The sequence below is a fragment of the Sorangium sp. So ce117 genome, from assembly GCF_051524395.1.
GTDB lineage: Bacteria > Myxococcota_A > Polyangia > Polyangiales > Polyangiaceae > Sorangium > Sorangium cellulosum_B.
Genome location: NZ_CP150309.1, coordinates 4,217,217 through 4,242,468 on the forward strand (window position 1 = coordinate 4,217,217; position 25,252 = coordinate 4,242,468).

General features: G+C 72.2%; 8 protein-coding genes. 5 read left to right on the forward strand and 3 right to left on the reverse strand.

The window, feature by feature from the left end:
• Positions 1–31 precede the first annotated feature (31 nt).
• Complete coding sequence (locus tag WMF46_RS15835; RefSeq protein ID WP_437986370.1) at positions 32–11,557, forward strand: tetratricopeptide repeat protein; 11,526 nt, start codon at positions 32–34, stop codon at positions 11,555–11,557.
• 188 nt (positions 11,558–11,745) lie between these two features.
• Complete coding sequence (locus WMF46_RS15840; RefSeq protein ID WP_437987899.1) at positions 11,746–13,383, forward strand: protein kinase domain-containing protein; 1,638 nt, start codon at positions 11,746–11,748, stop codon at positions 13,381–13,383.
• Positions 13,384–13,454: 71 nt separating this feature from the next.
• Here WMF46_RS15840 and WMF46_RS15845 read toward each other — a convergent pair whose 3' ends face one another.
• Positions 13,455–17,345: a serine/threonine-protein kinase gene (locus tag WMF46_RS15845; RefSeq protein WP_437986371.1), complete on the reverse strand. Its 3,891-nt coding sequence runs from the start codon at positions 17,343–17,345 to the stop codon at positions 13,455–13,457.
• A gap of 330 nt (positions 17,346–17,675) precedes the next feature.
• Between WMF46_RS15845 and WMF46_RS15850 the strand changes: the two genes are divergently transcribed.
• The 3 genes from WMF46_RS15850 to WMF46_RS15860 all read left to right on the forward strand — a co-directional run bounded on the left by WMF46_RS15850 (position 17,676) and on the right by WMF46_RS15860 (position 21,903).
• Positions 17,676–19,214, forward strand: coding sequence for a hypothetical protein (locus WMF46_RS15850; RefSeq protein ID WP_437986372.1), 1,539 nt, complete (start codon positions 17,676–17,678; stop codon positions 19,212–19,214).
• Positions 19,211–20,119: a hypothetical protein gene (locus tag WMF46_RS15855; protein WP_437299949.1), complete on the forward strand. Its 909-nt coding sequence runs from the start codon at positions 19,211–19,213 to the stop codon at positions 20,117–20,119. Before WMF46_RS15850 ends, WMF46_RS15855 begins: the two co-directional genes overlap by 4 nt.
• A gap of 200 nt (positions 20,120–20,319) precedes the next feature.
• The gene (locus WMF46_RS15860) at positions 20,320–21,903 is read left to right on the forward strand and encodes a hypothetical protein (RefSeq protein ID WP_437986373.1); all 1,584 of its coding nucleotides are present in this window, start codon (positions 20,320–20,322) and stop codon (positions 21,901–21,903) included.
• A 195-nt stretch (positions 21,904–22,098) separates the two neighbouring features.
• Here the strand turns inward: WMF46_RS15860 and WMF46_RS15865 are convergent, their stop codons facing one another.
• Together WMF46_RS15865 and WMF46_RS15870 are read right to left on the reverse strand one after the other, a co-directional pair.
• A complete protein-coding gene (locus WMF46_RS15865) occupies positions 22,099–24,543 on the reverse strand; it encodes a hypothetical protein (protein WP_437986374.1) in 2,445 nt (814 codons plus the stop codon).
• Between the two features lie 107 nt (positions 24,544–24,650).
• Positions 24,651–25,250, reverse strand: coding sequence for a c-type cytochrome domain-containing protein (locus tag WMF46_RS15870; RefSeq protein ID WP_437986375.1), 600 nt, complete (start codon positions 25,248–25,250; stop codon positions 24,651–24,653).
• Positions 25,251–25,252 lie beyond the last annotated feature (2 nt).

The following is a 25,252-nucleotide window of genomic DNA, read 5'->3' on the forward strand; positions in this document are numbered from 1 at the left end:
TTCGAAGGTCGGGGCCGAGGGTCGATAATCAATGGATCTTGCGCAGCGTCTCAATCATCTCGAGTCGGTTCATGACTGGCAAGGGCTCGTCGAGGAGCTCGAGAAGGGGATTGCGGCCGAAGGGGACGCGACCCGGAAGGCGGCATATCACCTGAAGCTCGGGCGGCTGCTCGAGGAGAAGTTCCTTCAGGCCGTCAAGGCGCTGAAGCACTTCCAGGACGCCTACAAGCTGAATCCAGCGCTGTTAGAGGCGCTGGAGTCGGCTCGTTCCATCTACTGGGACCTCGGCAAGACCAACATGGTCCAGAAGCTCCTGGAGCTCGAGCTGAGGAACGCCCCCGAGGGGACCGCGGCCGCCGAGCTCCGCGTGGAGCTCGGCGACGTGCTCTGCGACGCGGGCGATTTCGAGCGCGCGACGGAGATGTACGCGAAGGGCCTCGCCGCGTCCGGCGGGACGAGCGAGGAGGCGCGGGCCTGCCTCTTCGACATGCAGGTCGACCAGTCGTCGTGGTCGGCGCGCATGGCGGAGCTGGTGGACGCGGCCGACGCGGCCGCGAGCACCGACGAGCGCAAGCGGCTGCTGCTCCGCGCGGCGCGCCTCGCGAAGCGCTTCGATCGCGGTCAGCTCGAGGACCTGCTCCGGAGGGCGTACGAGACGGCGCCTTCCGACAAGCAGGCCGCGGCGATGTTCGAGGGGCTCCTCGTCGAGGCGGAGCGGCCGCAGGCGATCGTGGAGACGCAGCGCCGGATCCTCGACGCGCGCGCCGGCGTGGCGCGCGGAGAGGCGGCGTTCAAGTTCGGCGTCCGCTGGGCCACGCGGCACCAGAACGTCGAGATCGGCTCGAAGCTCCTCGAGGAGTCGCTCCGGTTCGATCCCTCGAACGAGGCTGCGTTCGCCTACCTGCGCGAGCTCTGGGGGACGAAGGAGGGCAACTGGGAGCGCGTCGCGTCGCTGGCGGAGAGCGCTGCCAACCAGAACGGCAGCTCCCCGTACATGATCGCGCAGGCGGGCGGCGTCGCCTGGCGCCAGCTCGGCAACCTGATCCGGGCCAGGAGCTGGTTCGAGAAGCTCTCGGCGGTCGCCCCGACGCACCCGAGCGTGAGCGCGTTCGAAGCGCAGATCGGCGAGCGCCTCACGGCCGCGCCTGTCGCGCCGTCCGCGCCTCCGCCGGCTGCTGCCGCGCCTGCGCCCGTCGTCGTCGCGCCGGCCGCGCCTGCGCCCGTGGCCGTCGCGCCTGCGGACGCCACGCCGCTTCCCACGAGCGCGCCTGCGCCCGTCAGCGGGCCGGCGCCGCTCAGCACGCCGGCGCCGCTCAGCACGCCGGCCCCGCTCAGCGCGCCGGCCCCGGTGAGCGGCAGGGCGAGCGCGCCCGCGAGCGCTCCTGTGGACGCCTCGTCGGTGGACGAGCGCGACGCGAGGTCCTCGGTGGCCGACATCGAGCCGCCGCCTCCTGCGCGGGCCCCCGCCGAGAGCAGGCCTGCGGATTCGGAGGTCGGCCGGCGGCCGACAGCGCCGCCGCCTCCGGCCGCGGAGGCCGCGGGCCGCGTCGAGGAGCTCAAGGCCAAGGCCCAGAAGCAGGAGCAGGCCAAGCGGTACAACGAGTACGTCAAGACGCTGATCGAGATCGCCGAGGCGGTCTCGGATCCTGCCGAGAAGATCGACAACTACGCGAAGGCGGCGGAGCTCTACTCGGGCAAGTTCTCGAACGCTGCCGAGGCGGTGAAGTGCTACGAGTCGATCCTCGCGATCGACGGCGAGCACGCGCAGGCGATCGACTTCCTCCGCCAGAGCTACGAGAAGCGGCGCGACTGGGAGAAGCTCATCGGGCTGCTCCGCCGCGAGGCCGCGGCGCTCCCGGAGGGCGGCGATCGCGCCGCGAAGTACCTCGAGATCGCGAAGCTCGCGTCGGAGCGGGTGAAGAAGGTCGACTTCTGCATCGAGCTCTGGGACGAGGTCCTCGCGAACGACCCGGAGAACCCCGAGGCGCTGAACGCGCTGGCCGGGCTCTACGAGAAGAACAAGGACTACCAGGCGTTCGCGAGGGTGCTGCAGAAGCAGGTCGACACGACCTTCGACAGCACCCAGAAGCTCGCGCTCCTCAGCAAGCTCGCGCAGCTCTACGGCGAGCGCCTCAAGGACGACGAGGCGGCCGTCAAGGCCTGGCAAGAGGTGATCGCGCTGAACCCCCAGGACCGCAAGGCCCAGGAGGCGCTCAAGAAGGCGTACCTCCAGCTGCAGCGCTGGGACGACCTCGAGGTGTTCTACGCCGAGAGCGGCAAGTGGGACGAGTTCATCCGAGTCCTCGAGTCGCAGGAGGCCAAGGAGACCGACGACGCGGCCAAGATCAGCCTGCTGGTCAAGATCGCCGAGCTCTGGATGGTCCAGAAGCAGAAGGCGGATCGCGCGGCGCGCGCCTACGAGAAGGTGCTCTCGATCGACGGCTCGCACCTCGCCGCGGCCGAGGCGCTCATCCCGATCTACACGCAGGCGAACAACCCGAAGGGGCTCGCCGGCGCCATCGAGGTGAAGCTCTCGCACGACCAGGACGACGTCTCCCGGCTCGACCTCTACCGGCAGGTCGCGGCGCTCTACGAGACGCGCCTCAAGGAGCCGCAGCGGGCGTTCGAGCGTTACCTCTCGGCCTTCCAGATCGCCCCGCAGGACGAGCAGTGCATCGATGACGTCGAGCGCGCCGCGCGCTCGACCGAGGGGTGGGACGCCCTGATCCAGGCCTACTCGTCGGCGATCTCGCGCGCGGAGGGCGAGGGGGACATCGCGCTCGGGGTCGATCTCCGGCTCCGGCTCGGGCGGGTGTTGCTCGACGAGGTGAAGCGCATCGACGAGGCGCTCTCGCAGTTCCGCGCCGTGTACGAGGCGGACGGCGAGAACCAGGCCGCGATCGGCGCGCTGGAGCGGCTCTACCGCGAGACGGGCCGGTTCGGCGAGCTGCTCGGCATCTACGAGAAGAAGCTCGGCATCGTCACCGAGCCGGAGGAGCGCAAGCAGATCCTCTATGCGATCGCGGAGCTCTACGAAGGGGAGCTGCGCGACGCGGCGCAGGCGATCGGGACGTACCGCCAGGTGCTCGACGACGAGCCGACGGACCCGCAGGCGCTCGCGGCGCTCGACAAGCTCTACCGCGAGCAGCAGGACTGGGAGTCCTACGTCGACGTGCTCCGCAAGCGGATCGACTCTCCGCTCGACGAGCAGGCGCTCATCGACCTCAAGTTCCGGCTCGGGAGCACCCTCGAGAAGCACCTGAACGATGCGGCCGGAGCGCTCGAGAACTACAAGGAAATCCTGATCCTCGATCCGGGCAACGACGCGGCGCGCCTCGCGCTCGAGGCGCTGCTCTCGAACGAGTCCCTGCGGGCCGAGGCGGCGGCCATCCTGCAGGAGATCTACGAGGGGCGCGGCGACTGGGAGAAGCTGATCCAGGCGCTCGAGATCCTCGCCGCGGCCGAGGGCGACACGGCGACGCGCGTGGCGCTGCTCCGGAAGGTGGCGCGGACGGCGGCCGAGAGCCTGAGCGACCTGGGCCGCGCGTTCGACGCGCAGTCGCGGGCGCTCAAGGACGACCCGTCGCACGCCGAGACGCGGGCGGAGCTCGAGTCGCTCGCCGCGCAGGCGGGCGCCTGGGACAAGCTCGACGTCATCTTCAGCGAGATCGCCGATTCGCTGAGCGACGCGCGGCTGAGCCGCGAGTACTGGATGCGCCTCGCGAGCATCCACGAGCGGCTCGGCAAGGTCGAGGAGGCGGCGAACGGCTACCTCCGCGTGCTCTCGATCGACCCCGCCGACTCGGAGGCGCTGGAGGCGATGGACGAGCTCTACCGGCGCACCGAGCGCTGGGGCGATCTCATCGGCGTCTACCGGCGCCGCATCGAGCTCGTGCACCAGCCGACCGAGCGCGAGGGCCTCTACGCCCAGATGGCCGAGGTCTACGAGCAGCGGCTCGGGCAGCCGGAGGAGGCGATCGCCGCGTACCGCGAGGTCCTCTCCATCGACAACACGAGCCTGGTGGCGCTGACGGCGCTCGACGGGCTCTTCAGCCGCCAGGGCATGTGGGAAGAGCTGGCGGACAACCTCGAGGCGCAGCTCGGCATCGCGGTCGAGGAGGAGGCGCAGATCCGGCTGATGCTCCGGCTCGCCGCGCTGCGGGAGTCGCGGATGCGGCTCGTCGACTCGGCGATCGACATCTACCGGCAGGTGCTCGAGCGCGAGCCGACCAACGTCGAGGCGCTCGGGGCGCTCGAGCGCCTCGGGAAGGTCGCCGAGCACGAGCTCGCGATCGCGGAGATCCTCGAGCCGCTGTACCGCCAGTCGGGCGACTTCCAGAAGCTCATCGGGGTGCACGAGGTGCAGGTGCGGCGCAGCGACGACGTGACCCGTCGCGTCGAGCTGCTCCACCAGATCGCCGTGCTCTACGAGGACGCGGGCAGCGACCTCAGCTCGGCCTTCGACACCTACGCGCGGGCGCTGAGCCAGGATCCGGCCTCGGAGTCGACGCAGGAGGGGCTCGACCGGCTCGCGCGCGCGACCGGTCGCTTCGCCGACCTGGCGCGCGTGTTCGAGACGCTGGCGGCGCAGCAGACGGACGCGGAGCTCGCGAGCTCGCTCTACACGATGAGCGCGCGGATCTACGAGGGAGACCTCGGCGACATGGACAGCGCCGTCGGGCACTACCGGCGCGTGCTCGAGATCGATCCGCGCAACCTGCACGCCGCCGAGTCGCTCGAGCGGCTGTTCAGGACCTCGGAGCGCTACAACGAGCTGTCGCAGATCCTCCAGCAGAAGGCGGACATCCTCGACGACCTGACCGAGAAGAAGCTCGCCCTCTTCCAGGCCGCGAGCCTCGAGGAGGAGGTGCTCGAGCGGCACGATCAGGCCATCGCCGTCTACGGCAAGGTCCTCGAGCTCGACGCCGAGGATCTGCGGGCGATCGACGCGCTGACGAAGCTCTACCTCAGCCTCTCACGCTGGCAGGAGCTCCTCTCGGTCTACGCGAAGAAGGCCGATCTCGTCCTCGATTCGAACGAGAAGAAGCGCATCTACTACCAGATCGGCGCGGTGTACGAGCGCGAGCTAGGCAACGTCGCGAGCGCGATCGACACGTACCAGCGCGTGCTCGAGATCGATCCGGACGATCTCCAGGCGCTCGGGCGGCTCGACGTGCTCTACCAGACGTCGCAGAACTGGCTCGAGCTGCTCAGCGTGCTCCAGCACGAGGCGGAGATCACCGCGGACCCGGCGGAGGGCATCAGCTACCAGTACCGGATCGCGGAGCTCTACGAGAAGCACCTCGACGACGTGTCCCGGGCGATCGAGCTCTACCGTGATCTCCTGCAGCAGATGCCCGATCACGAGCCGACGCTGCGGGCGCTCGAGCAGATCAAGGACGGCAGCCGCGAGCCGCTCGGCGCCGCGCTGGTGCTCGAGCCGATCTACGACGCGTCCGGCGAGTGGCAGAAGCTGATCAGCGTGCTCGAGGTCCGGGTCAAGGTGGCCGAGGACCCGTACGAGAAGGTCGATCTGCTCCACCGCGTCGCGCGCCTGTCGGAGGAGATGCTGAGCGACCACGTCACCGCGTTCGAGACGTACGCGCGGGCGGTGACGTGCGACATCGGCAACGAGGAGTCGCTCTCGAACCTGGAGCGGCTCGCGATGATGGTGAACCGCTGGCCGCAGGTCGCCGCGCTGTACGACACGGAGCTCGGCCGGCTCGGCGAGGAGCCGGCGCGCTTCGTGGAGCTCGGGCTGCGGCTCGCGCAGATCTTCGAGACGCAGCTCGACGACATCGACAGCGCCGTCGCGCGCTACCGGCGCGTGCTCGAGGTCGAGCCGGAGAACCAGACCGCGATCGCGTCGCTCGATCGCCTGTTCACCGCGACCGAGCGGTGGGGCGATCTCGTCACCATCCTGTCGCGCGAGTCGGAGATCGCGCAGTCGCCGGACGAGATCCTCGAGTTCAAGTACCGGCTCGGCGTGGTCTATCAAACGCGTCTCAACGACCTGCCCGCGGCCATCGGGGCGTACCGCGAGGTGCTCACGGCGGCGCCCGAGCACTCGCCCACGCTCGAGGCCCTCGAGGGGCTCTTCGCGGCCGGGATCAAGCAGATCGAGATCGGCGCCATCCTGGAGCCGCTCTACCAGGCGGCGGCGGAGTGGGAGAAGCTCGGCGGGGTGCTCGAGGCGGAGCTCACCCACCTCACCGAGGCGCAGGAGCGGCAGGCGATGTACTACCGGCTGGGGGAGCTCCAGGAGGAGCGCCTCATCTCGCCGGACGGGGCCCTCGCCGTCTTCATGCGGGCGTTGAAGGAGTACCCGGGCGACGAGAAGACGCTCGAGGAGGTCGAGCGGCTCGCCGGCTCGGTCGACGGCGGCTGGGAGATGCTCGCCAACGCGTACGCCGACGTGCTGGGCATCCACAGCGACAAGGACGTCCAGACCGGCATCGGCAAGCGGCTCGCGCGGGTCTTCGAGACCGACCTCAGCGACGTCGCCAAGGCCGAGGAGACGTACCGGTACGTGCTCGGCATCGAGCCGCTCGAGGCCGAGGCGCTCTCGAACCTCGATCGGATCTACACGCAGCTCGAGCAGTACCCGGAGCTCGCGAGCGTGCTCGAGCAGCGGGTGCGCGCGACCGAGGATCGCCCGGAGCTCGTCGACCTGTACCTCCGGCTCGGGCAGACGTACGAGGAGCGGCTCGGTCAGCTCGACGACGCCATCCGCGCGTTCCGGCGCATCTTCGACGAGCTCGAGACGACGAACGAGCAGGCGATCAGCGCCCTCGAGCGCATCTACACGGCCAAGGGTGCCTGGACCCAGCTCAAGGTCGTGCTGGAGCGGGAGCTCGAGAACGCGATGGGCGACAGCCAGGAGGCCGACATCCGCGCCAAGATGGCGCACCTGCTCGCCGATCGGCTGAACGACGTCCAGGGCGCGGTCGAGACCTGGAAGCGCGTCCTCGACCTCCGGGGCGAGGATCCGGAGGCGCTCGGGGCGCTGTCCAACCTCTACGAGCGGGTGGGGCAGTGGTCCGAGCTCTGCGACGTCCTCGAGCGGCATTACGACATCGCGATCGACGACGAGTCGCGCGTCGCGGTGCTGCTCCGCCGCGCCAAGCTGTTCCACGAGCAGCTCGGCCGCGACGACTCGTCGCTCGACGACTACCAGCGCGTCCTCGACATCGACTACGCGAACCTCGAGGCGCTCTACGCCATCGCGGCGATCTGGCGGCTGCGCAACGAGCCCGAGCAGATCGTGAGCTCGCTCCACCAGACGGTGGATCGGGCGCGGGACGTGCTGCCGGCCGAGAACGTGATCGCGCTGTACCGCGAGCTCGGGACGACCTACCAGCACGTCCTCGGGCAGGCGTACGACGCCATCGACGCCTGGAGGAAGCTGCTCGAGGTCGACCCGAAGGACTTCGAGGCGATGGCCGCCCTGGAGAACCTGCTCCGGGCCGAGGGGCGCTGGGTCGAGGTCATCGACGTGAAGATGGGCCGGGCGGCGGCCTACGAGTCGCCGGCGGACAAGGTGCGCGAGTACCTCGAGGTGGCGCAGATCTGGGAGCACCAGGTCGAGGAGAGGGACCGGGGCACGCTCGCGTACGAGAAGGTCCTGGAGCTCGAGCCGACGCACGACCAGGCCTTCGCGGCGCTCGAGCAGCTCCACGACGCGGCCCGGCGGAGCGAGCCGCTCATCGAGCTCTACCTCGCGCGGCTCGACTCGCGCGAGGAGGTCTCCGACAAGACCGACATCCTCCGCAAGGTGGCCCGGGTCTTCGAGGAGCAGCTCGAGGACAAGCCGCAGGCCTTCGACGCGCTGCTCACGGCGTTCGAGATGGACTTCTCCGACATGGACACGGTCCGCTACCTCGAGCGCATGGCGCAGGCGACGAACCGCTGGCCGGAGCTCGTGCAGACGGTGAACGGGTGGCTGCAGCAGCAGACGGCCCCGCTCCAGAAGATCACGCTCTGCCTGCGCCTCGCCAAGTGGTACGCGGAGGACCTCGGCCACCCCGAGTACGCCCAGCCGTACTACCAGCAGATCCTCGCGCACGACCCGAACAACGTCGCCGTGCTGCGCCAGATGGCGAACTTCTTCAAGAAGACCGGCCAGTGGCAGCAGCAGGGGCAGATGCTGACGAGCGCCCTCAACGTCGCGGTGACCGACGTCGATCGGAAAGAGGTCCTGACCGAGCTCGGCGAGGTCCTCGAGCGGCACATGGGCGAGGTCGAGCAGGGGCTCAGCTTCTACCGGCGCGCCCTCGACGTGGATCCGCTGCACCTCCCGGCCCTCGAGGCGCTGGAGCGGATCTACACGGATCGCGATCAGTCGAACGATCTCGTCGACGTCCTGCTCCGCAAGGCGCGGGCCGTGAACGAGTCCGACGTCGTCGCGGCCGTGAAGCTGCGCACCGCCGGCCTCTACGAGTCCAAGCTCGGCCTGATCGAGAAGGCCGGCGCGGTCTACCGCGAGGTGCTGGACATCGACGCCTCGAACCTCCTCGCGATGCGGGGGCTCGAGCGCGTCTACACGGCGACGCACCAGTGGCCCGATCTCGTGCGCGTCCTCGAGATGCAGCTCGACGTGGTCACCACGGAGCGCGAGCGCATCGACGTGCTGATGAAGATCGCGACCCTCCAGGAGGAACAGTTCCTGAAGCCCGATCTGTCGGCCGCGCGCCTCGAGCAGGTGGTCGAGATCGACCCGAGCCACGAGCCCGCGCTCGAGGCCCTGGAGCGCTGCTATCGCCGGCTCCGCCAGTGGCACGATCTCATCAACACCTACGATCGCCACATCAACGCGGCGGAGGACCGGCAGAAGAAGATCGAGCTCTGGTCCCACACGGCCAAGGTCTACGCAGAGGAGATCGAGGACCTCGACCGCGCCATCGACGCGTACCTGAACATCGTCGAGATCCAGGACACGCACATCCCGGCCCTGGAGGCGCTGGCGAAGCTCTACGAGAAGCAGGACAACTCGTCGAAGGCCATCGAGTACATGACGCGCGTCGCCGACCTGACGGCCGACGGCAAGCAGCGCGTCGAGATGTACTTCCGGATCGGCAGGCAGCTCGACGAGAAGCTCGGCGAGCGGGTCCTGGCCCAGGAGCGCTTCGAGATGGCGCTCGATCTCGATCCGTCGCACGTGCCGACGCTGGCGGCGCTGCGGGTGATCGCGATCGACGCGGCCGACTGGGACCGGGCGGCGCGTTACCTCGATCAGGAGCAGATGAACACCGACGCGCCCCGCGCCAAGGCGCGGTTGCTCGTCGAGCTCGGCAAGCTCCGGGACGACATGCTCAGCGAGCACGCGCTCGCGGTGCAGGCGTACGAGATGGCGCTCCAGAGCGATCCCGACAACGAGGACGCCGCGATGCCGCTCCTGAGCGAGTACGTCTCCACGGAGCGGTGGGCCCAGGCCGAGCCGCTCGCGGAGATGCTCGTCAGGAAGAGCGGCAAGCGCGACAGGTCAGAGCAGCACCGGCTGCAGCGGACCTTCGGGCGGGTCCTCGAGCGGCTCGGCAAGGACGACGCCTCGCTCAAGGCGTACACGGCCGCGCACAACCTCGATCTGGCCGATCAGGAGACGATCCGGGGTCTGGCGGACGTCAGCTTCAAGCTCGGCGACTGGGCGAGCGCGCTGACGAACTACCAGAAGGTGCTCACCAGCCTCGACGAGGCCGAGACCGAGGAGCGCGCGACCGTCTACTACAAGCTCGGCTGCATCAAGCAGGCGCAGGGGCAGTCGAAGCAGGCGGTCAACAACTTCGAGAAGGCGCTCGGGGCCGAGCCCGCGCACCGGCCGACGCTCGAGGCGATGGTCGCCGTCTACGACGCGCTCAAGGACTGGAAGCAGGTCTGCCACTACAAGCGGCTGATCCTCGACAACATCATGGACGGCCTCGAGCGGTTCAGGATGTTGAACGACATCGGCGACATCTGGGTCGACAAGGAGAACAACATCCCGAAGGGCGTGGAGGCCCTGGAGGAGGCGCTCGAGCTGGAGCCGCAGAACCACGTGCTGCTCCACAAGCTGCTCCAGCTCTACCAGCGCACGGGGCAGTGGGAGCGGATGGTGGACTGCCTCCAGCGCATCGCGGAGCTGGAGCCGCAGCCGGATCGGAAGAGCCGTTACCTCTACACGATGGCGCAGATCTACCGCGACAAGCTGGACGACCCGGCGCGCGCGGTGGAGCTGTTCAACGACACACTCGATCTGAACCCGCACTCCCTCGAGGCCTTCGAGCGCATCAACAAGATCCTCACGGCGCAGAAGGAGTGGAAGCAGCTCGAGCGGGCGTACCGCAAGATGCTGCATCGGGTCGCCGGCAAGGGGAACACGGACCTCGAGTACAGCCTCTGGCACGCGCTCGGGCTCATCTACCGTGATCGGCTCGGCGACAGGACGGCCGCCCTCGAGACGTTCCGCATGGCGTCGCGGCTCAAGCCCGAGGACGCGACGGAGCACCTGATCCTCGCGGAGCTCTACGAGCAGTCGGAGCAGTTCGATCTGGCGACCGGCGAGTTCCAGGCGATGGTCAAGATCGATCCGATGAAGATCGACCCGTACAAGCGGCTCTACCGCCTGTACGTGGACAGCAAGCGCTACGACCAGGCCTGGTGCGTCGCGGCGGCGCTGTCGTTCCTCCGCAAGGCCGATCCCGACGAGCAGCAGTACTTCGAGGACTACCGCCCGCAGGGGCTCATCCAGGCGAAGAGCCGGCTCGACAACGAGCAGTGGATCAGGAACCTGTTCCACGAGGAGGAGAACCTCTACGTCGGCAAGATCTTCGAGATGATCGCGGGGGCCGCGCTCAGGGCGAAGATCGAGACGCTCAAGCAGCGCCGTGAGCTGCCGGTCCTCGATCAGCGCTTCCTGCAGGATCCGGCGACCTCGACGGTGACGTTCGCCCGGACCTTCGGGTGGGCGGCCAACGTCCTCGGCCTGCCGGCGCCGCGGCTCTACGTGCGGAGCGACGTGCCCGGCGCGCTCGTCGCGGTGGCGAACGAGCAGCCGGCGTCCGTCGCAGGGCAGACCGTGCTGACCGGGTTCTCGCCGCAGGAGCTCACGTTCATCGTCGGCAAGCACCTCGCGATGTACCGCGGCGAGCACTACATCAAGACGCTGTTCCCGACGGTCACCGAGCTGACGGTGCTCCTCTTCGCCGGGATCAAGCTCGTCGCGCCCGACACGTCGGTCCCGCCGGACATCGAGAAGCAGATCACGGCGACCGCGCAGACGCTCCGCGGGTTCATGCAGCCGATGCAGCTCGAGGGGCTCCGCATGGTGGTCAAGAAGTTCCTTGCGGAGGGCGCGAAGGCCAACATCAAGCGGTGGGTCCAGTGCGTCGACATCACCGCGGCGCGCACCGGCCTGCTCCTCTCGGGCGATCTCGAGATCGCGAAGAAGATCATCGCCGCCGAGCCGCAGCAGCCCGGGGATCTCCCGCCCCAGGACAGGCTCAAGGAGCTGATCGTCTTCTCGACAAGCGATCAGTATTTCGCGCTGCGTCAGGCGCTCGGGATCGCCATCGGCGAGGGGTGATCCCGCGCGGCAGCAGGGCCTAAGTAGCGGAATTCACCTCATTAACCGGAGCACCCGGGGCACTCGGGGAGCGCGCGTGCGCTCCTCGCCCCGGGGCTCCGCTGTGCCGGAGGGATGCACATCTCCATGAGTCTGCTTGACGAGTCAGCAATCCTTACGAACGATCAGGTGCTGTGACCTCGTCATCGATGATCGTCCGGCTCCCCGTGCAGTCCGCGAGAGGCTTCGGGAGATACAGGCTGATCGCAAAGCTTGGGCAGGGAGGGATGGCCGAGGTCTTCCTCGCTGCGCATCGCGGCCCGCTCGGGTTCGAGAAGCTGGTCGTGATCAAGCGGCTCAAGCCGGGGATCGCGACCGAGCCCGAGGTCAACGCGATGTTCCTCGACGAGGCGAGGCTCGCCGCGCGGCTGAACCACCCGAACGTCGTGCAGACGTACGAGTGCGGCCAGATCGACGAGCAGTACTACATCGTGATGGAGTACCTGGAAGGGCACTCCCTCGATCGGATCTGCAGGAAGATCGACCCGTCGCGTCACCGCGCGGTCTACCTGGCGATCCTCGCCGACGCGCTCGCCGGGCTTCACTACGCGCATGACCTCATGGATTTCAACGGCCAGCCGCTCCATGTGGTCCACCGCGACATCAGCCCGCACAACATCTTCGTCACCTACGACGGGCAGGCGAAGGTCGTCGATTTCGGGATCGCGAAGTGGGCGACGCGCGACGCGGACACCAGCACCGGCGTCGTGAAGGGGAAGATCCGGTACATGGCGCCGGAGCAGGCCCTCGCGACGATGGTCGACCGCCGCGCGGACATCTTCTCGATGGGCCTCATCTTCTGGGAGCTCGTCGTGGGCGAGCGCTTCTGGGGAGATCTCTCCGACGTGCAGATCCTCCAGCGGCTCACGTTCGGCGAGATCCCGAAGCTGCGCGAGCGGTGGCCCGCGGCGCCTGACGCCCTCGAGCGGATCTGCTCGCGCGCGCTCGCGATGGCGCCCGAGGAGCGGTACGCGACGGCGGCCCAGATGCGTGACGACGTCGAGGCGTACCTGGCGACGATGGGCCGCCGCCCCTCCTCGGCCGAGATCGGCCGCCTCATCGGTGAGACCTTCGCGCACCGCCGCGCCGAGGTGAGGTCCGCGATCAGCGACCAGCTGGGGCGGCTCCACGCCGGCGCGGCCGAGGGCGGGGAGGAGTTCGAGATCCTGCCCGTGCTCGAGGAGCGCGGCGCCGTGCCGTGGTCTCAGCGCATGCCGCTCTCGCAGATGTCGCAGCAGTTCTCCGCGCCGGTGGGGGAACAGATGCTGGGCGACGACCCGTCGCGCGAGGACAGCATCTCGAACCGCCAGACGATCCCCACGATCATGGTCGCCAACACCAAGTCGACCCGGCGAAAGGCGCTCTGGAGCGCGGGGATCGCCGTGCTTTCGGTGCTGCTGATCGGCGGCGCGTGGGCGGTCCTCGCGCTTCGCCCCACGGCGACCCCGCCAGAGGGCGATGTTCCTCCGGAGACCAGGGGGGGCGAGGCCACGACCCCATCTCCTCCAACCTACGCGCCCCCGGTCGCCAACCTCGTCGAGCTCCGGATCATCGCCACGCCGCTGGACGCGAAGATCTACCTCGACGACGTGGAGCTCCCCAGCAACCCGTTCTTCGCGAGGTTCAGCCGGGATGGCACCGGGCACCGCATCCGGGTCACCGCCGACGGGTACACCCCGGAGGCGCGCTTCGTGGTGTTCACGCGCGACGAGGTGCTGACCATCAACCTCCGCCCGGTGCCGTCGACGTCCCCCAAGGCAGGCGGCGGAACCGCGCCTCGGAAGTGACCGGCAGCGCCGCGGGCTCGGCGTGACCGCCGGAGGCCGCGCGAGAGGGCGTCGGAGCGCCGCGCGGGGCGTTACGGCCGGCCGCTCAGCATCACCTCGAGCTCCGGCGGCACGCAGCCGTAGGCCTCGGCGGCCGCGAGCAGCGCGGAGTTCTGCGGCAGGTTGAGCAGGAACGAGCTGGCGTAGGGCGTCCCCTCGAGGCCCTTCAGCCGGCGCAGGAGCGGGGGCATCGCGCGCTCCATCGCGGCCCGCGCGCCCTCCAGATCGCCCATGTCCACGCAGGCGTCGTGGAGCGCGAGGTAGATCGGCGCCTCGTTGAGCAGGCTCGGCGCGCCCGCCTCGACGAGGGCCGCCGCCTCCCGCGCGATCTCGCGGGCCTGCTCGGCGTCGCCGAAGCGGCGCTCCGCCTCGGCGCAGAACCCGAGCGCCACGGGCAGGACGTCGCGGTTGTCCGTGACGCGGTACGCGTCGGTGGCCTTCTTCAGCAGCGAGCGCGCCCGCGCCAGGCCCGACGACTCGAGGCGCAAGAGCTCGCAGCCCCGGTAGAACAGGATGCCGAGCGTCACGCGGTCGCGCACGACCCACATGCTCCCCGCGGCCTCGTCCGCGCTCGCGCGCGGCTCCGCGAGCACGGCGTCGAGCCGGGGCTCGGGGCCGAACGTCGCCGCCCAGCAGAGCAGGATCATCTGCCCGTGCCGCGCCGCCCCGGAGCTGCCGATCGCCTGCGCCCTGGCGATGCCCCCCTCGATCTCCTGGAGCGCCTCTTCCCGGGCGCCGATGGTCGTCAGCGCGAAGCCGACGTTCATCGTCAGTATCGCCTCGCGCTCCTGCAGCCCGGCGCGGCGCGCGGCCCGCGCCGCGTTCCGGCGCGCCCCCAGCGCGGCGGCCGGCTCGCCGCGGGTCTGGTGGGCGACCGCGCGCGTCTGCCAGGCGTCGACCGCCGCCCAGACGAGGTTCCGCCGCGCCGCGAGGTCGAGCAGGTGCGCGGCCTCCTGCTCGGCCATCGCCAGCTGCCCGGCGAACGCGTGGACCTGCGCCAGCGTCGCCGAGCACTGCGCCTCCTCCTCGACGAGATCGATCGACCGGGCGCGGTCGCGCAGCGCCGTCAGCCGCCCCTCCAGGTCGATCCCCGAGCCGCACGCGTGGTCGTAGCGCGCGCGGGCCGTCAGCGTGCGCAGCTCGCTCGCCTCGTCAAAGACGTTCTCCCACATCGCCCGGATCGCCGAGTCGCGCTCGGGCGAGCGCGCGTCGAGCCGCGAGTACGCCTCCTCGAGGAGGACCGCGCGCGCGAACGCCGTCGGCTTGTCCGGGGAGAACACGAGCGCGCGATCGGCCATCGTGACCGCGTCGCGGAGCGAGTTCGTCGCCAGGGCGCGCCGCGCGGCGGCCTCCCAGCGGATCGCGGCCTCCTCGTGCTCGCCGCCGAGGTCGAAGTGCTGCGCCACCGTCGCGCTGTCCTCGCCGAGCCGATCGAGCCAGCGCGCCGCCGCGGCGTGCAGCCGCTGGCGGAGCTCGTCGCCGACGGAGGCGTACGCGACGTCGCGGACGAGCGCGTGCTTGAACAGGAACTCGCGCGCGGCAGGGAAGCGCGACGCGGGCTGCGCGACGAGGAGCTCCGCGGCGATGAGCTTCTTCAGCGCCGTCGCGGGCTCCGCCACCCCGACCTCGGCGAGGCCCACGTCCCACACCGACAGGCCGAAGACGCTCATGCGCACCACCGCCTCCCGGGTGGGCTCGTCGAGCGCGTCGAGGCTCACCTGGATGGCCGCCTCGATGGTGGGCGCCGTGGCGGCGTCCTTGCCTGAGGCGATGACCCGCGCGAGCTCCTCGGCGAAGAGCGGCGAGCCGGCCGCCTGCTGCGCGACGCGGTCGAGCGTCGCGTCCTCGAACGGCCGCGCGGCCGCGGCAGCGCTGAAGACGGCCCGCGCGATCTCGCGCGTGGCCCGGCGCGCGATGGGGCGCAGCTCCACGCGCACGTGGTCGCGGCCGGCGAAGCGCTGGCCCTGGTCGCGCCAGAACGCGGGGCGCACCATGAGCAGGATGAACAGCGCCCTCCCGGTCGCCCGCCCGAGGAGGTGATCGAGCCACGCGACGCTCTCCGGGTCGGCCCACTGCGCGTCCTCGACGAGCAGCGCGCACGGCTCGCTCGACGCCGCGTCGACGGCGATGTCGGTCATCGAGAGGTAGAGCGCGTCGCGCGCGCCGCGCAGGTCGACGCCGTCGGGGAACGGCTGGTTCGCCAGCAGGCGCGCGAGGAGCCCGCCGTCGCCGTGGAGCGGCCGCCGCGCGCGCACCGCGTCCTCGGCCTGCTCCAGCGACGCGCCCTTCGGCAGGCCCATGAGGACCCGCAGCGCGTCCGTGGCGACGCCGAGCGCCTGCGCGCGGCCGAACGACTCGCAGCGCAGCTGGATGAGCCGCGGCGGATCCGGTCGATCCACGATGCGGGCGACGAACTCGCGCGCGAGCCGGCTCTTGCCGATCCCCGGCGGCCCCGAGATGCTCATCACGACCGGCGTCCCGTCCTCCACGCAGCGCTCGAACGCCGCGACGGTCGTGATGAGCTCGGCGTCCCGCCCCACGAACGGCGTCTGCGCGTCGGGCCGCTTCGGCGCGCGCGAGAGCACCCGCACGGCGCCGCTCTCCAGGGGCTCGCCCATGAAGCGCCCGCGGGACAGCTCCACCGTTGTGGCGTCGGCGAGGACCCTGCCGAGGCCCGCCTCGCGCGCGAGCGCGACCGCGCGGTCGACGACCTCGCCGGCCGCGCGCGTCCTGTCGACGCGCATGCGGCCGGAGGCGACGCCGACGCGGCCGCCGCGGCCGCCGAGCGCGAGCCCGAGCTCGAGGGCGCGGGACGCCTCGTCGCCGTGGGCCTGCCGCACGCCGAGGTGGGCGGCGATCGAGTCCGTGCCGAGCGGCAGCGCGTCGGCCCCGCGGCGGCGCAGCGCCTCGAGCTCCCGCTGGCGCTCCTCGCCGGTGGCCACGTGCAGCGCCACGATCGTGGTCACGAGCCGCGTGCCCATCGCGCCCGGCGGGTTGTCGCTCACGCGCAGCGGCGACGGGGTGGGCAGGTACGGCTCGTCGGCGAGCGCCGCGAGCCTGTCCGCCACCTCGTGCGCCGAGCTCGGCCGGAGCTCCCGGTCGGCGAGCAGGAGCGCGTGGATCAGGTCGTCGAGCGCCGGTGGCACGTCGAGCAGGAACTCCGAGAGGCGCGGCGCGGGCGTCGTCGCCAGGCGGACGAGGGTCGCGATCGAGGTCGGCCCCATGTGCGGGGGCCGGCCGGCGACCAGCTCGAACAGCGTCGCGCCGAGCGAGTAGAGGTCGCTGCGCGCGTCCACGGTCGCGTCGCCGCGCGCCTGCTCCGGCGAGATGTACGCCGGCGTGCCGACGAGGCCGCCCGCGTCCGTCGTGAGCACGAGCTCCTTCGACGCCGCGACGCCGAAGTCCACGAGCTTGGTGCGGAGCGGGGCGTCCGGCGAGCCGCGCAGGAGGAGGATGTTGGACGGCTTGATGTCGCGGTGGACGACGCCCGCGGCGTGCGCGGCCGCGAGCGCGCTCGCGACCTGCCGCCCGACCTCGATCCCCTCGCGCAGCGAGAGCGGGGAGCGCTTCTGGCGCGCCGCCAGGTCCTCGCCGTCGAGCCACTCCATCGCGATGAAGGTCGCGCCCTCCTCGATCCGCCGCCCCTCCGCGTCGACAGCGCTCGCCTCGAGCGTCCCGAACGCAACGACCCTCACGATCCCCGGGTGATCGAGCTCGGAGAGGACCTGCCCCTCGCGGGAGAGCCGGGCCTGGTCCTCGGCGTCGACGCCGACCGCCGTGATGATCTTCAGCGCGACGTACCGCTCTGTCTGCACGTCGAAGGCGCGGTGCACGGTGCCGATCCCGCCGCGGCCGACCTCGTGCTCGATGTGGAACCGGCCTGCGACGAGCGGCCGTGCGGACTCGATGCGCGCGGAGCTCATGCGCTAGCCGACGTGGTCCGAGGGATGGGCGCCGGGTGGGCTCCGGCGCAGCGGAGAGGCGATCTCATGGCGCCGGGCCGCGTGGGCCTGCGGTGTTCCGACAGGGCGCATTCGCGAAAGAGACTACGCCGTCGCTCATGGCAGTTCCAGTGTCGCCGTCACGGGAACCCGGCAACGTCGCGGACGCGGCGATCCGGCCGGAGACGTCGTAGAGCGCGCGGCGGGCCTCTCTTGACGGATCCGGCGGCTCCTCCTACGGTCGTCGGCTCCGCTGCTCCTTCAACGTTACGTTCACCGTCACGTTACGTTCGAGCGGCGGGAGCCATTTCGATGCTCGATCGCGTCGCCGTTCACCAGACCCGGCTGCGCACGCCCGGCCTCGGGCTCGACGCCAAGGGGGTCGCGCTCGGCGCCAAGGGGCTCGTCCTCCTGCCGTCGATCGATCGGCTCGTCGCCTTCCTGGCGCTGTACACGCGGCAGGGCTCGCTCGCGGACATCCTCCGCTCGCTCGTCGTCGAGATCGTGCGCTCGAAGCTGGGGGCGCGGGAGGTCACCCTCCTGTTCGCGGCCGAGAGCAGCGATCGGCTCGACCGTGTCGCCGAGATCGCGCGGCTCGCGGGCGGCTACAGCTTCACCGGCACGAGCCGGCATTTCGTCCAGTACCGCGACGCGGCCGCGCCGTTCGGGTACGACGTCCCGCAGATCCTGCCCAGCGACGCGGCGCTCTCGCTCTATCACAACGCCTTTTCGCAGACGTACGAGGTCGAGCGGCGCGTCGACGTGCGCACGCTGCTGCTCCGGCTCGAGCCGCACCTCGATCCGGCCGCCGGACGGGACCCTGGCCCGCGCTGGCTGCTCGCGGAGTCGGGGCTCGGCCCGGCGCTGATCCGGTACTTGTCCCGGAGCAGCGTCGAGGCCGAGGTCGGCCTGTGCGAGTGGCCGCCGGAGTCGAGCTTCGATGACGCCCCGGTGCTCCGGTACCTCTTCCGCGTGCCGGCCCTCCCTGCCCGGATGGTCCCGCTGCTCACGAGCACGCCGGGGCTCGGGTATTTCGTCCCGGTCGCGCCGGGCGCGGCGGTGGAGGTGGGGTTCCGGCACCCGGTCAACCTCCGCGCCTGCCCGGTGTTCGGCGAGGCGGGCCTCGTGCTCTTCCGGGGTGGGGGCCGCGAGGCGCTGGAGATCGCGAAGCTTCCGGCGATGGGCGACGTCGCGGCGTTCGCCCGGGTGGAGCTCGGCCGCGAGCCCGTCGCGGCGAAGGTGGCGGCGGAGGGCGACGCGCAGCGCCCCGCGTCGGTCGTGCTCTCGCTCCGCCTCGTCCCGAGCTCCGAGCCGTGGCGGTCGGTCACGGCGTCGTGGATCCGGCCGCAGGAGATGCCGCTCCTGCGGCACGTCGCCTATGCGCTCGGCCCCGAGACCCTGCGCCGCGCCCGCATCGCCTTCACCGCGGCAGGCGCGTTCCTCAGGCACCCCACGGGCATCGAGGGGATCCCGGTCGGCGAGTTCTTCCGGGAGGTCCATCCGGGCCTCTACATCCCTGCCGGGTACGACGCGGTCCCTGCGGTCGCGCCCGGCGTGCTGTTCCGCGCGCTGGGCGCCCCCGCCGGGCAGGCGCTGTTCATCGGGCGCGACGGTGGGGCGATCGGCGTGCCGGAGGAGGCGTTCGTCCCCCTCGAGACGGCGCTGCTCGAGGCCCAGCAATGGTCGGCGGTGGCCGTGTCGTCCGCGGGCCTCACGGCGGCGCTGGCCACCGAGCTGCCCGAGGTCGTGCTCGGCGGCGTCGGCATCCGGCCGCTGCGCGACCTCGCCCCGTCCGAGCCGCTCGCCGAGCCGAGGGCGCTGCCGCCGGGCCCTGGCCGGACGCCCCAATGACCCAGCCTGAAGCGATCGCCGAGCGCCTCTCCGAGCTCCAGGCGAACGTGCTCGCGCCGCTCGTCCTCGGCGGTCCGCTGCGCCTTGTGCGCCCCTTCGGCGTCCGGCTCGCGCTCCTCCTCGGCGACGGCGCGCCGGCGATCGATCGCGACCTCGGCTCGCGCATCGATCTGGTCCGCGTCCGCGTCGCCCGCCTCATCGCCCCGATCGACGTGCTCCCGGAGCTCGGCGCGGCCGAGTGGGCGCTCCTGGCCGCGCTGAACGACCTGCTCCAGCTCACGAACCACGAGCTCGCCGGCGTGCTCACGCGCAGCCGCTATCCCCGCCTGCTCGCGAGCGTGCGCGACCTCTGCGAGCTCGTGCCCGCGCCGGCGGACGTCGGGTCCGCGCTCTCGCGGCACGCGACGTTCGCGCGGGTGCTCGACTGCTTTCGCACGGACGCGCTCGTCGCCTGGTGGACGGGCCGCGCGAGCTTCCGCGGCCAGCGCCCGCCCCCGCGGCTGCTCCGGTGGCGGCAGCTGCGCGGCGTCCAGGTCGAGACCCGGCGCGTCGGCCTCGCGGACATGGGCCACGGCGTCCCGGGGCTCGCCCCGCCGGACTTCGCCGAGGCGCTCTCCCTCTGGATGACGCGCACGCCGCTCACGGATCTCGCGACCGCCGCGCGGAAGGACCCGCCGTTCGCGTGGTCGGCCTCGACGCTCGCGGTCGTCGCCACGCCTCCTGGCCGGAGCCTCGCGTACCGCGTCCTCGTGCGCCAGCCCCACGACCTCGCCGTCGCGGCGCTCGCCCGCGCCGCCCGGGAGGTCCCGCCGCGGTTCGGCCAGGCCCGGGCGCTCGCCGAGTCGTTCGCCAGCGAGGTCGCCGCCGGCATCAAGCTGCTCGACGAGCGCTCTGCGGCCGGCTGACCCGCGCCTTGCCACGCGCCCGTCCTGTCATCTCCACGCACCGCGCGCGGCTTTGCTCGGTTCAAACGGGGCGTGGTACGCTCCGTCCTCCTTGGAGAGGCGCGCTGTCCTCGCGCCCGCGCCTTCGACATCACCTCACGGGCATGGCCCTGGGAGCGACGAACCGTTTGAACCGGCAAGACGCTGAGACTTCCGACAAGTTGCTTGCTTCTCCCTGGCGCGCGCGGCGCCGCGGCTCCTGCCTCGATGCGTTGCCGCGCGGCGGGCGCTCCTGCGCGCGTCTTGCCGGCGTCGCGTTCGCGCTCGCGCTCGCGGTGAGCCCGGGCGTCGCGTTCGCGCAGGCGGAGGCGCTGCTCGACGAGGGCAAGAGCCTGATGAAGAGGGGCAAGGTCGCGGAGGCCTGCCCGAAGATCGAGGAGAGCTACAGGCTGAGCCCGAGGTCGGCGACGCTCCTCGCGCTGGCGATGTGCCACGAGAAGCAGGGCAAGGTCGCGACGGCGTGGTCCGAGTACATCGATCTCGGCGCAGCGGCCCGCAAGGAGGGCAACAAGCGCCTGGAGGCCGACGCGAAGGCGAGGGGAGCGAAGCTGGAGCTGTCGCTCCCGCGGCTGACGCTGAGCGTGCCGCGGGCGGCCGTGGTCGAGGGGCTCGAGGTGACGCTGGATGGGGCGCCGGTCGACGGCGCGCTCTGGGGCCAGGCGAGGCCGATCGATCCTGGCCAGCACAAGGTGAGCGCGAGCGCCCCTGGCAGAAAGCCGTGGGAGAAGTCGGTCACGATCAAGCGGGGCGAGCGGAAGACCGTCGCGGTGCCGGCGCTCGCCAAGGACGCCTCGGCCGCTGCGCAGCCTGCGCCCGCGGCGGAAGCGCCCGCGCCGGCGGCGCCGGAGAAGGGGAGCGCGGGGTCCGGGGACGGCGCAGCGGAGCCGGGGAAGGGCGCTGCGGGGGCCGCGAGGGGCGCCGCGGCGCCTGAGAAGGGCGCGGTTGCTGCGGCGTCAGGGAAGGGCGCTGCTGGGCCAGGGAAGGGCGCTGCGGGGCCGGGGAAGGCTGCTGCGGGGCCGGAGACCGATGCGCCGCCTGCGGCACCTCCTGCAGCCGAGGAGCAGGAGCCGAGCTCCGGATCCTCGCCGAGGCACACAGGGAGCTTCGTGATCCAGGCCGGGGTGGCCGGCGGCGCGTTGATCGGCCTGATGGACTCCGGCAGCTTCGGCGATCTGAGCGCGTACTCGTACAGCTACAACATCCCGGAGGGGGAGCTCATCGCGCCCTGCGACGATGAGGTCTGCCATGCCAGCTTCGATCCGGCGATCGGGCCGTTTGCCGGCGGGGAGGCGTTCATCGGGGTTGCGCTCTCCGAGGATCTGCACCTTGGCGCGCGTGTGCTGGGCGGCTACCGGTTCGGCGGCGGCTATCTCGCTGTCGGCGGCCCCACCGTCTCGATGCGCCTCGGGCGTCTCTGGCTCGGCCTTTCGGGGCTCGTGGGCCCGGTGGCGCAGCAGGCGAAGGTCACCGGGATCAAGGGGGAGATCCCCTCCGAGGTGGTCCATCTCAACTACGGTCGGAGCGAGGTCGCGGTGAACGCGCGCGAGGGCAGCCTCCCTGAGAGCGCGCTCGTTGAGACGCTCGCGTTCGGCGGGAGCGTCGACGTGTCCCTGGTGCTCGCGGACCTTCCGAGCGCGGGCTGGACGTCGGGCGCGCTCCTGCTGAGCGTCTCGCCGACGGTCATGAAGGGCCTCGACGGCTGGGTGTTCGCGGCGCCGGCGAGCCTCGGTTACCGCTTCTACTGAGCGGCCTCGCGACCCATCGCGCTCTCTCGTCGGGCGCCCGGGTGAGGGCACCGGGAGCTTCGGTGCCCGACGAGCCCTGTCCCAGCTGCCAGCACATGCTCGATCACTTCCTCCGGAAGAACATGCTGCAGCCCGCGCAGCTCCGCCCCGGCGTGCCACCCAGGGCAGCGCGGCGGGCCCCGCCCGAGGCGTAGCCTAGCCCCTCGGGTCCGCGCGCCGCCGCCGGGCGCGGCGCGCCTCGCCGCGGGCGCTGTCCGCCCCGCTGGCGGGCTCGGGCGGCGGGGCGAAGCCGATCGCCGCGAGATCCTTCTCGCCGATGACGTCGCCCTTGGCCACGAGCGCCGCGCGGAGCAGGACCGCGCCCATCTCGGCGTCGTTGCCGGGCCACGGGTGGTCGAGCACCGCCTGCAGCGCGCGCAGATCCAGGCCGAACGGCCGGCCCCGCAGGCGGACGCCGATGCGCGCGAGGTGATCCAGCGCGAGCGCACGGAGGTCCTCGGCGCGCGACGACAGCGAGGGCAGCGCGACGGCCCGGTCGCCGAGCCGGTCCGCGAGCCGCTCGCTCAGCTGACCGGTCGCCGCGAGCGCGTCCACGGTCTGAGGCACCGCCACGACGAGCCCGACGTCGTCCGGCAGCGCCGCGCCGAGGTAGCTCTGCACCTCGGACGGCAAGGCCTGGGCGTCGAGCACGAGCAGCGTGCCCCCCCGCGCCGCCTCGATGGGCGAGCTGTCCGGATCGCGCCACAGCGCGAGCGCGCTCGGCGTCCCCGCGGAGCCCTCGATCGCAGCCGTCTCGTCGCGCGTCGGCGCAGCGCCCCGCGCCTGCGCGAACGCCTGCGCGAACCCCTCGGGGACGGGCGCCGCGCCGTCGACGATCGCCAGCGGGCCGCCCGCGCGCGGTGAGGTCAGGTGGACGACCGCGCCCCACGCCACCGCGTCGATCCCGGGCGCCGTCAGCAGCGTGACCGGGCCGCCGGCCACGCCGAGCCGCTCCAGCTGCTCGAGCGCCGCGCGGGCGGCGGGGCTGTAGGCGGCGGCCCGCGCCGGCCGCGCGAGCAGCGCCGCGATCGCGCGGAACCGCCCCGCGCCCTGCGCCACGGCCCGCTCGAGCCGGCTCACCTCGCGCGCGCGCTCCTCCGCCTCGCGGCGGGCGGCGACCTCGCGGCCGCGCGACCCCGACAGCATCGCCGACACCGCGATCACGGCCCCGAGCCGGTCGGCGACCGCGCGCAGGCCGCTCACCTCCTCCAGCGTCATCGGCGACGCGCGCCGGGCCCGGGGGATGGCGAGGGCACCGATCGGGCCCTCCGCGTCGTTCACAAGGGCGACCACGCCGACGTCGCGCTCCGCGAGCCAGGCGAGCAGCGGGCGCACCTCCGGCCGCCGGACCTCGACGGCCTCGGCGGCCTCGACGCGCAGGACGCGCTCCGGCTCGAGCTGGGCGAGCTCGATGAGGCGCGCCGGCACCTCCGCCGGCTCGGTGTGCTTGTAACCGGCGCGATCGACGGTCACCTGCTCCGGCGGCGAGAGCAGGTAGAGCGCCGGCGGGGTCTGCCCGGCGACGCCGGCGTCCGACGCCTCGCGCAGCGCGGAGAGCGCCGCCTCGAGCGCCGCCTCCGGCTCCGGGTTCATCGCCGCGCGCGTCGCGGCGTCGAAGGCCCCGAGCCAGCGCGCCCCCTCCGGCGCGAACCGGCGCGCGAGCGCCGGCGCCGCGAGCCCCGCGAGCGCGCAGAGCGCGCACGCGCCGAACACGGCGACGCCGACGGAGGACTGCGGCGCGCCGCGGAGCCCGAGATCGCCGCGCGGCGCCTGGTGCACGGCGTAGACCGCGAGCAGCGCCGGCGGGGTCGCGAGCGTCGCGACGGCGAGCGTGCCGCGGAGCGCGCGCGAGACCTGCGCCGCGTCCGCGGCCACGGTGCAGAACGCGACGCAGACCGCCGCGACGGCGCTCGTGACCGGCAGGATCGACTCGGGGGGCGCGACGCCGACGAAGGCCGCCGCGAGGCCGACCGCCAGCGCGGTCGCCGTGAGCAGCAGCGCGGCCTCGACCCGGTCGGCCACGCCGAGCTCGAGCCGCCGCGCGATGCGGACGCGCGCGATCGCCACGAGCGTCACCGTGAGCGAGCCGAGCGACGCTGCGGAGGTGGCGTAGTGGACGAGCAGCGGATCGAGATCCGCCGCGCGCTCGGGCGCCACCGCCGAGACGGCGGGCAGGGCGACCGCGACGGTCCAGAAGAGCGACGCGAACGCCGCCGCGTCGAGGCGCCGCGTGCTCGGCGGAGGCTCGAGCAGGCCGCCGAGGCCCGCGATGCGCGCGAGCCCGACCAGGGCGGCCATCGACGCGGCCGCGGCGCCGAGGTTGCCGAGCGCGATCAGCGCGAGCCCGGCGGGGCCGCTCCGCGCGGCGGCGAGCATCGCGGCGCCGGTGAGGCACACGGCGGCCGCGCGGCGGGCCGCCGGCTCGATCCGGTCCTCTCCCCGCGGCGGCCGCTCTACCCAGCGGAGGCCAAGCGCGAGCAACACCGGCAGCCCGAGCAGGGCGAGCCACGCGGGCCCGTGACCGCCGGACGCCCGGAGCGCAGCGAAGGCGGTGTAGGCGACGGCGGCCGCGGCGATCCAGAACGAGCGCCGGCGCAGCATCGCGGCGAGCGTAGCGTTTGGCCACGGGGGCGCCAACGAGGCGGTCTCATCGAGGGGACGACCGCGCCGCCCGCGCCGCTGCCGCGGCCAGACGCTCCTTCGCTACCTCAGGGCGGGAGCGCCGCGATGTAGTCGTAGAGACACTTCATCTCGTCGGCGGTGAGCGTCGGACCGAGCGGCATCCGGTTGTCGCACGGCGGGGCGTCCGTGACCTTCAGGTACATCAAGCTGGCGTCCGGGTCGCCCGGCACGACCACCGTGGCTTCGCCGCCGCAATCGGACGCCTGGCCCGCGACCCTGGTCTCCCAGCCCGTCGTCAGATCGAGGCCCCCCAGGTTCGCTTCCCCATCGTGGCAGCCCGCGGTGGCGCACTTCGCCATCACCAGCGCCTGCGCTTCAGCGCATCCGGCCCCACCGCCGCTGCTCGCGCTGGTGGTCGCAGCGTCGCCGCCGGTGGTGGTGGTCGCGGCGTCGCCGCCGGTGGTGGTCGCGGCGTCGCCGCCGGTGGTGGTGGTGGTCGCGGCGTCGCCGCCGCCGCCGGTCGCCGCGCCGGTGCCCTGGCCGTTTCCGCCGCCAGGCCCCTCGCCGCCGGCGAGGTACTGGTCCTTGTCCTCGAGGGTCCCCGCGCAGCTGATGATGAACGCGGCGCCGCTCATCACGGCGGCGGCGAGCGCGGTGCGCCCGCCAAGGAAAGCGATGTACGTCACGT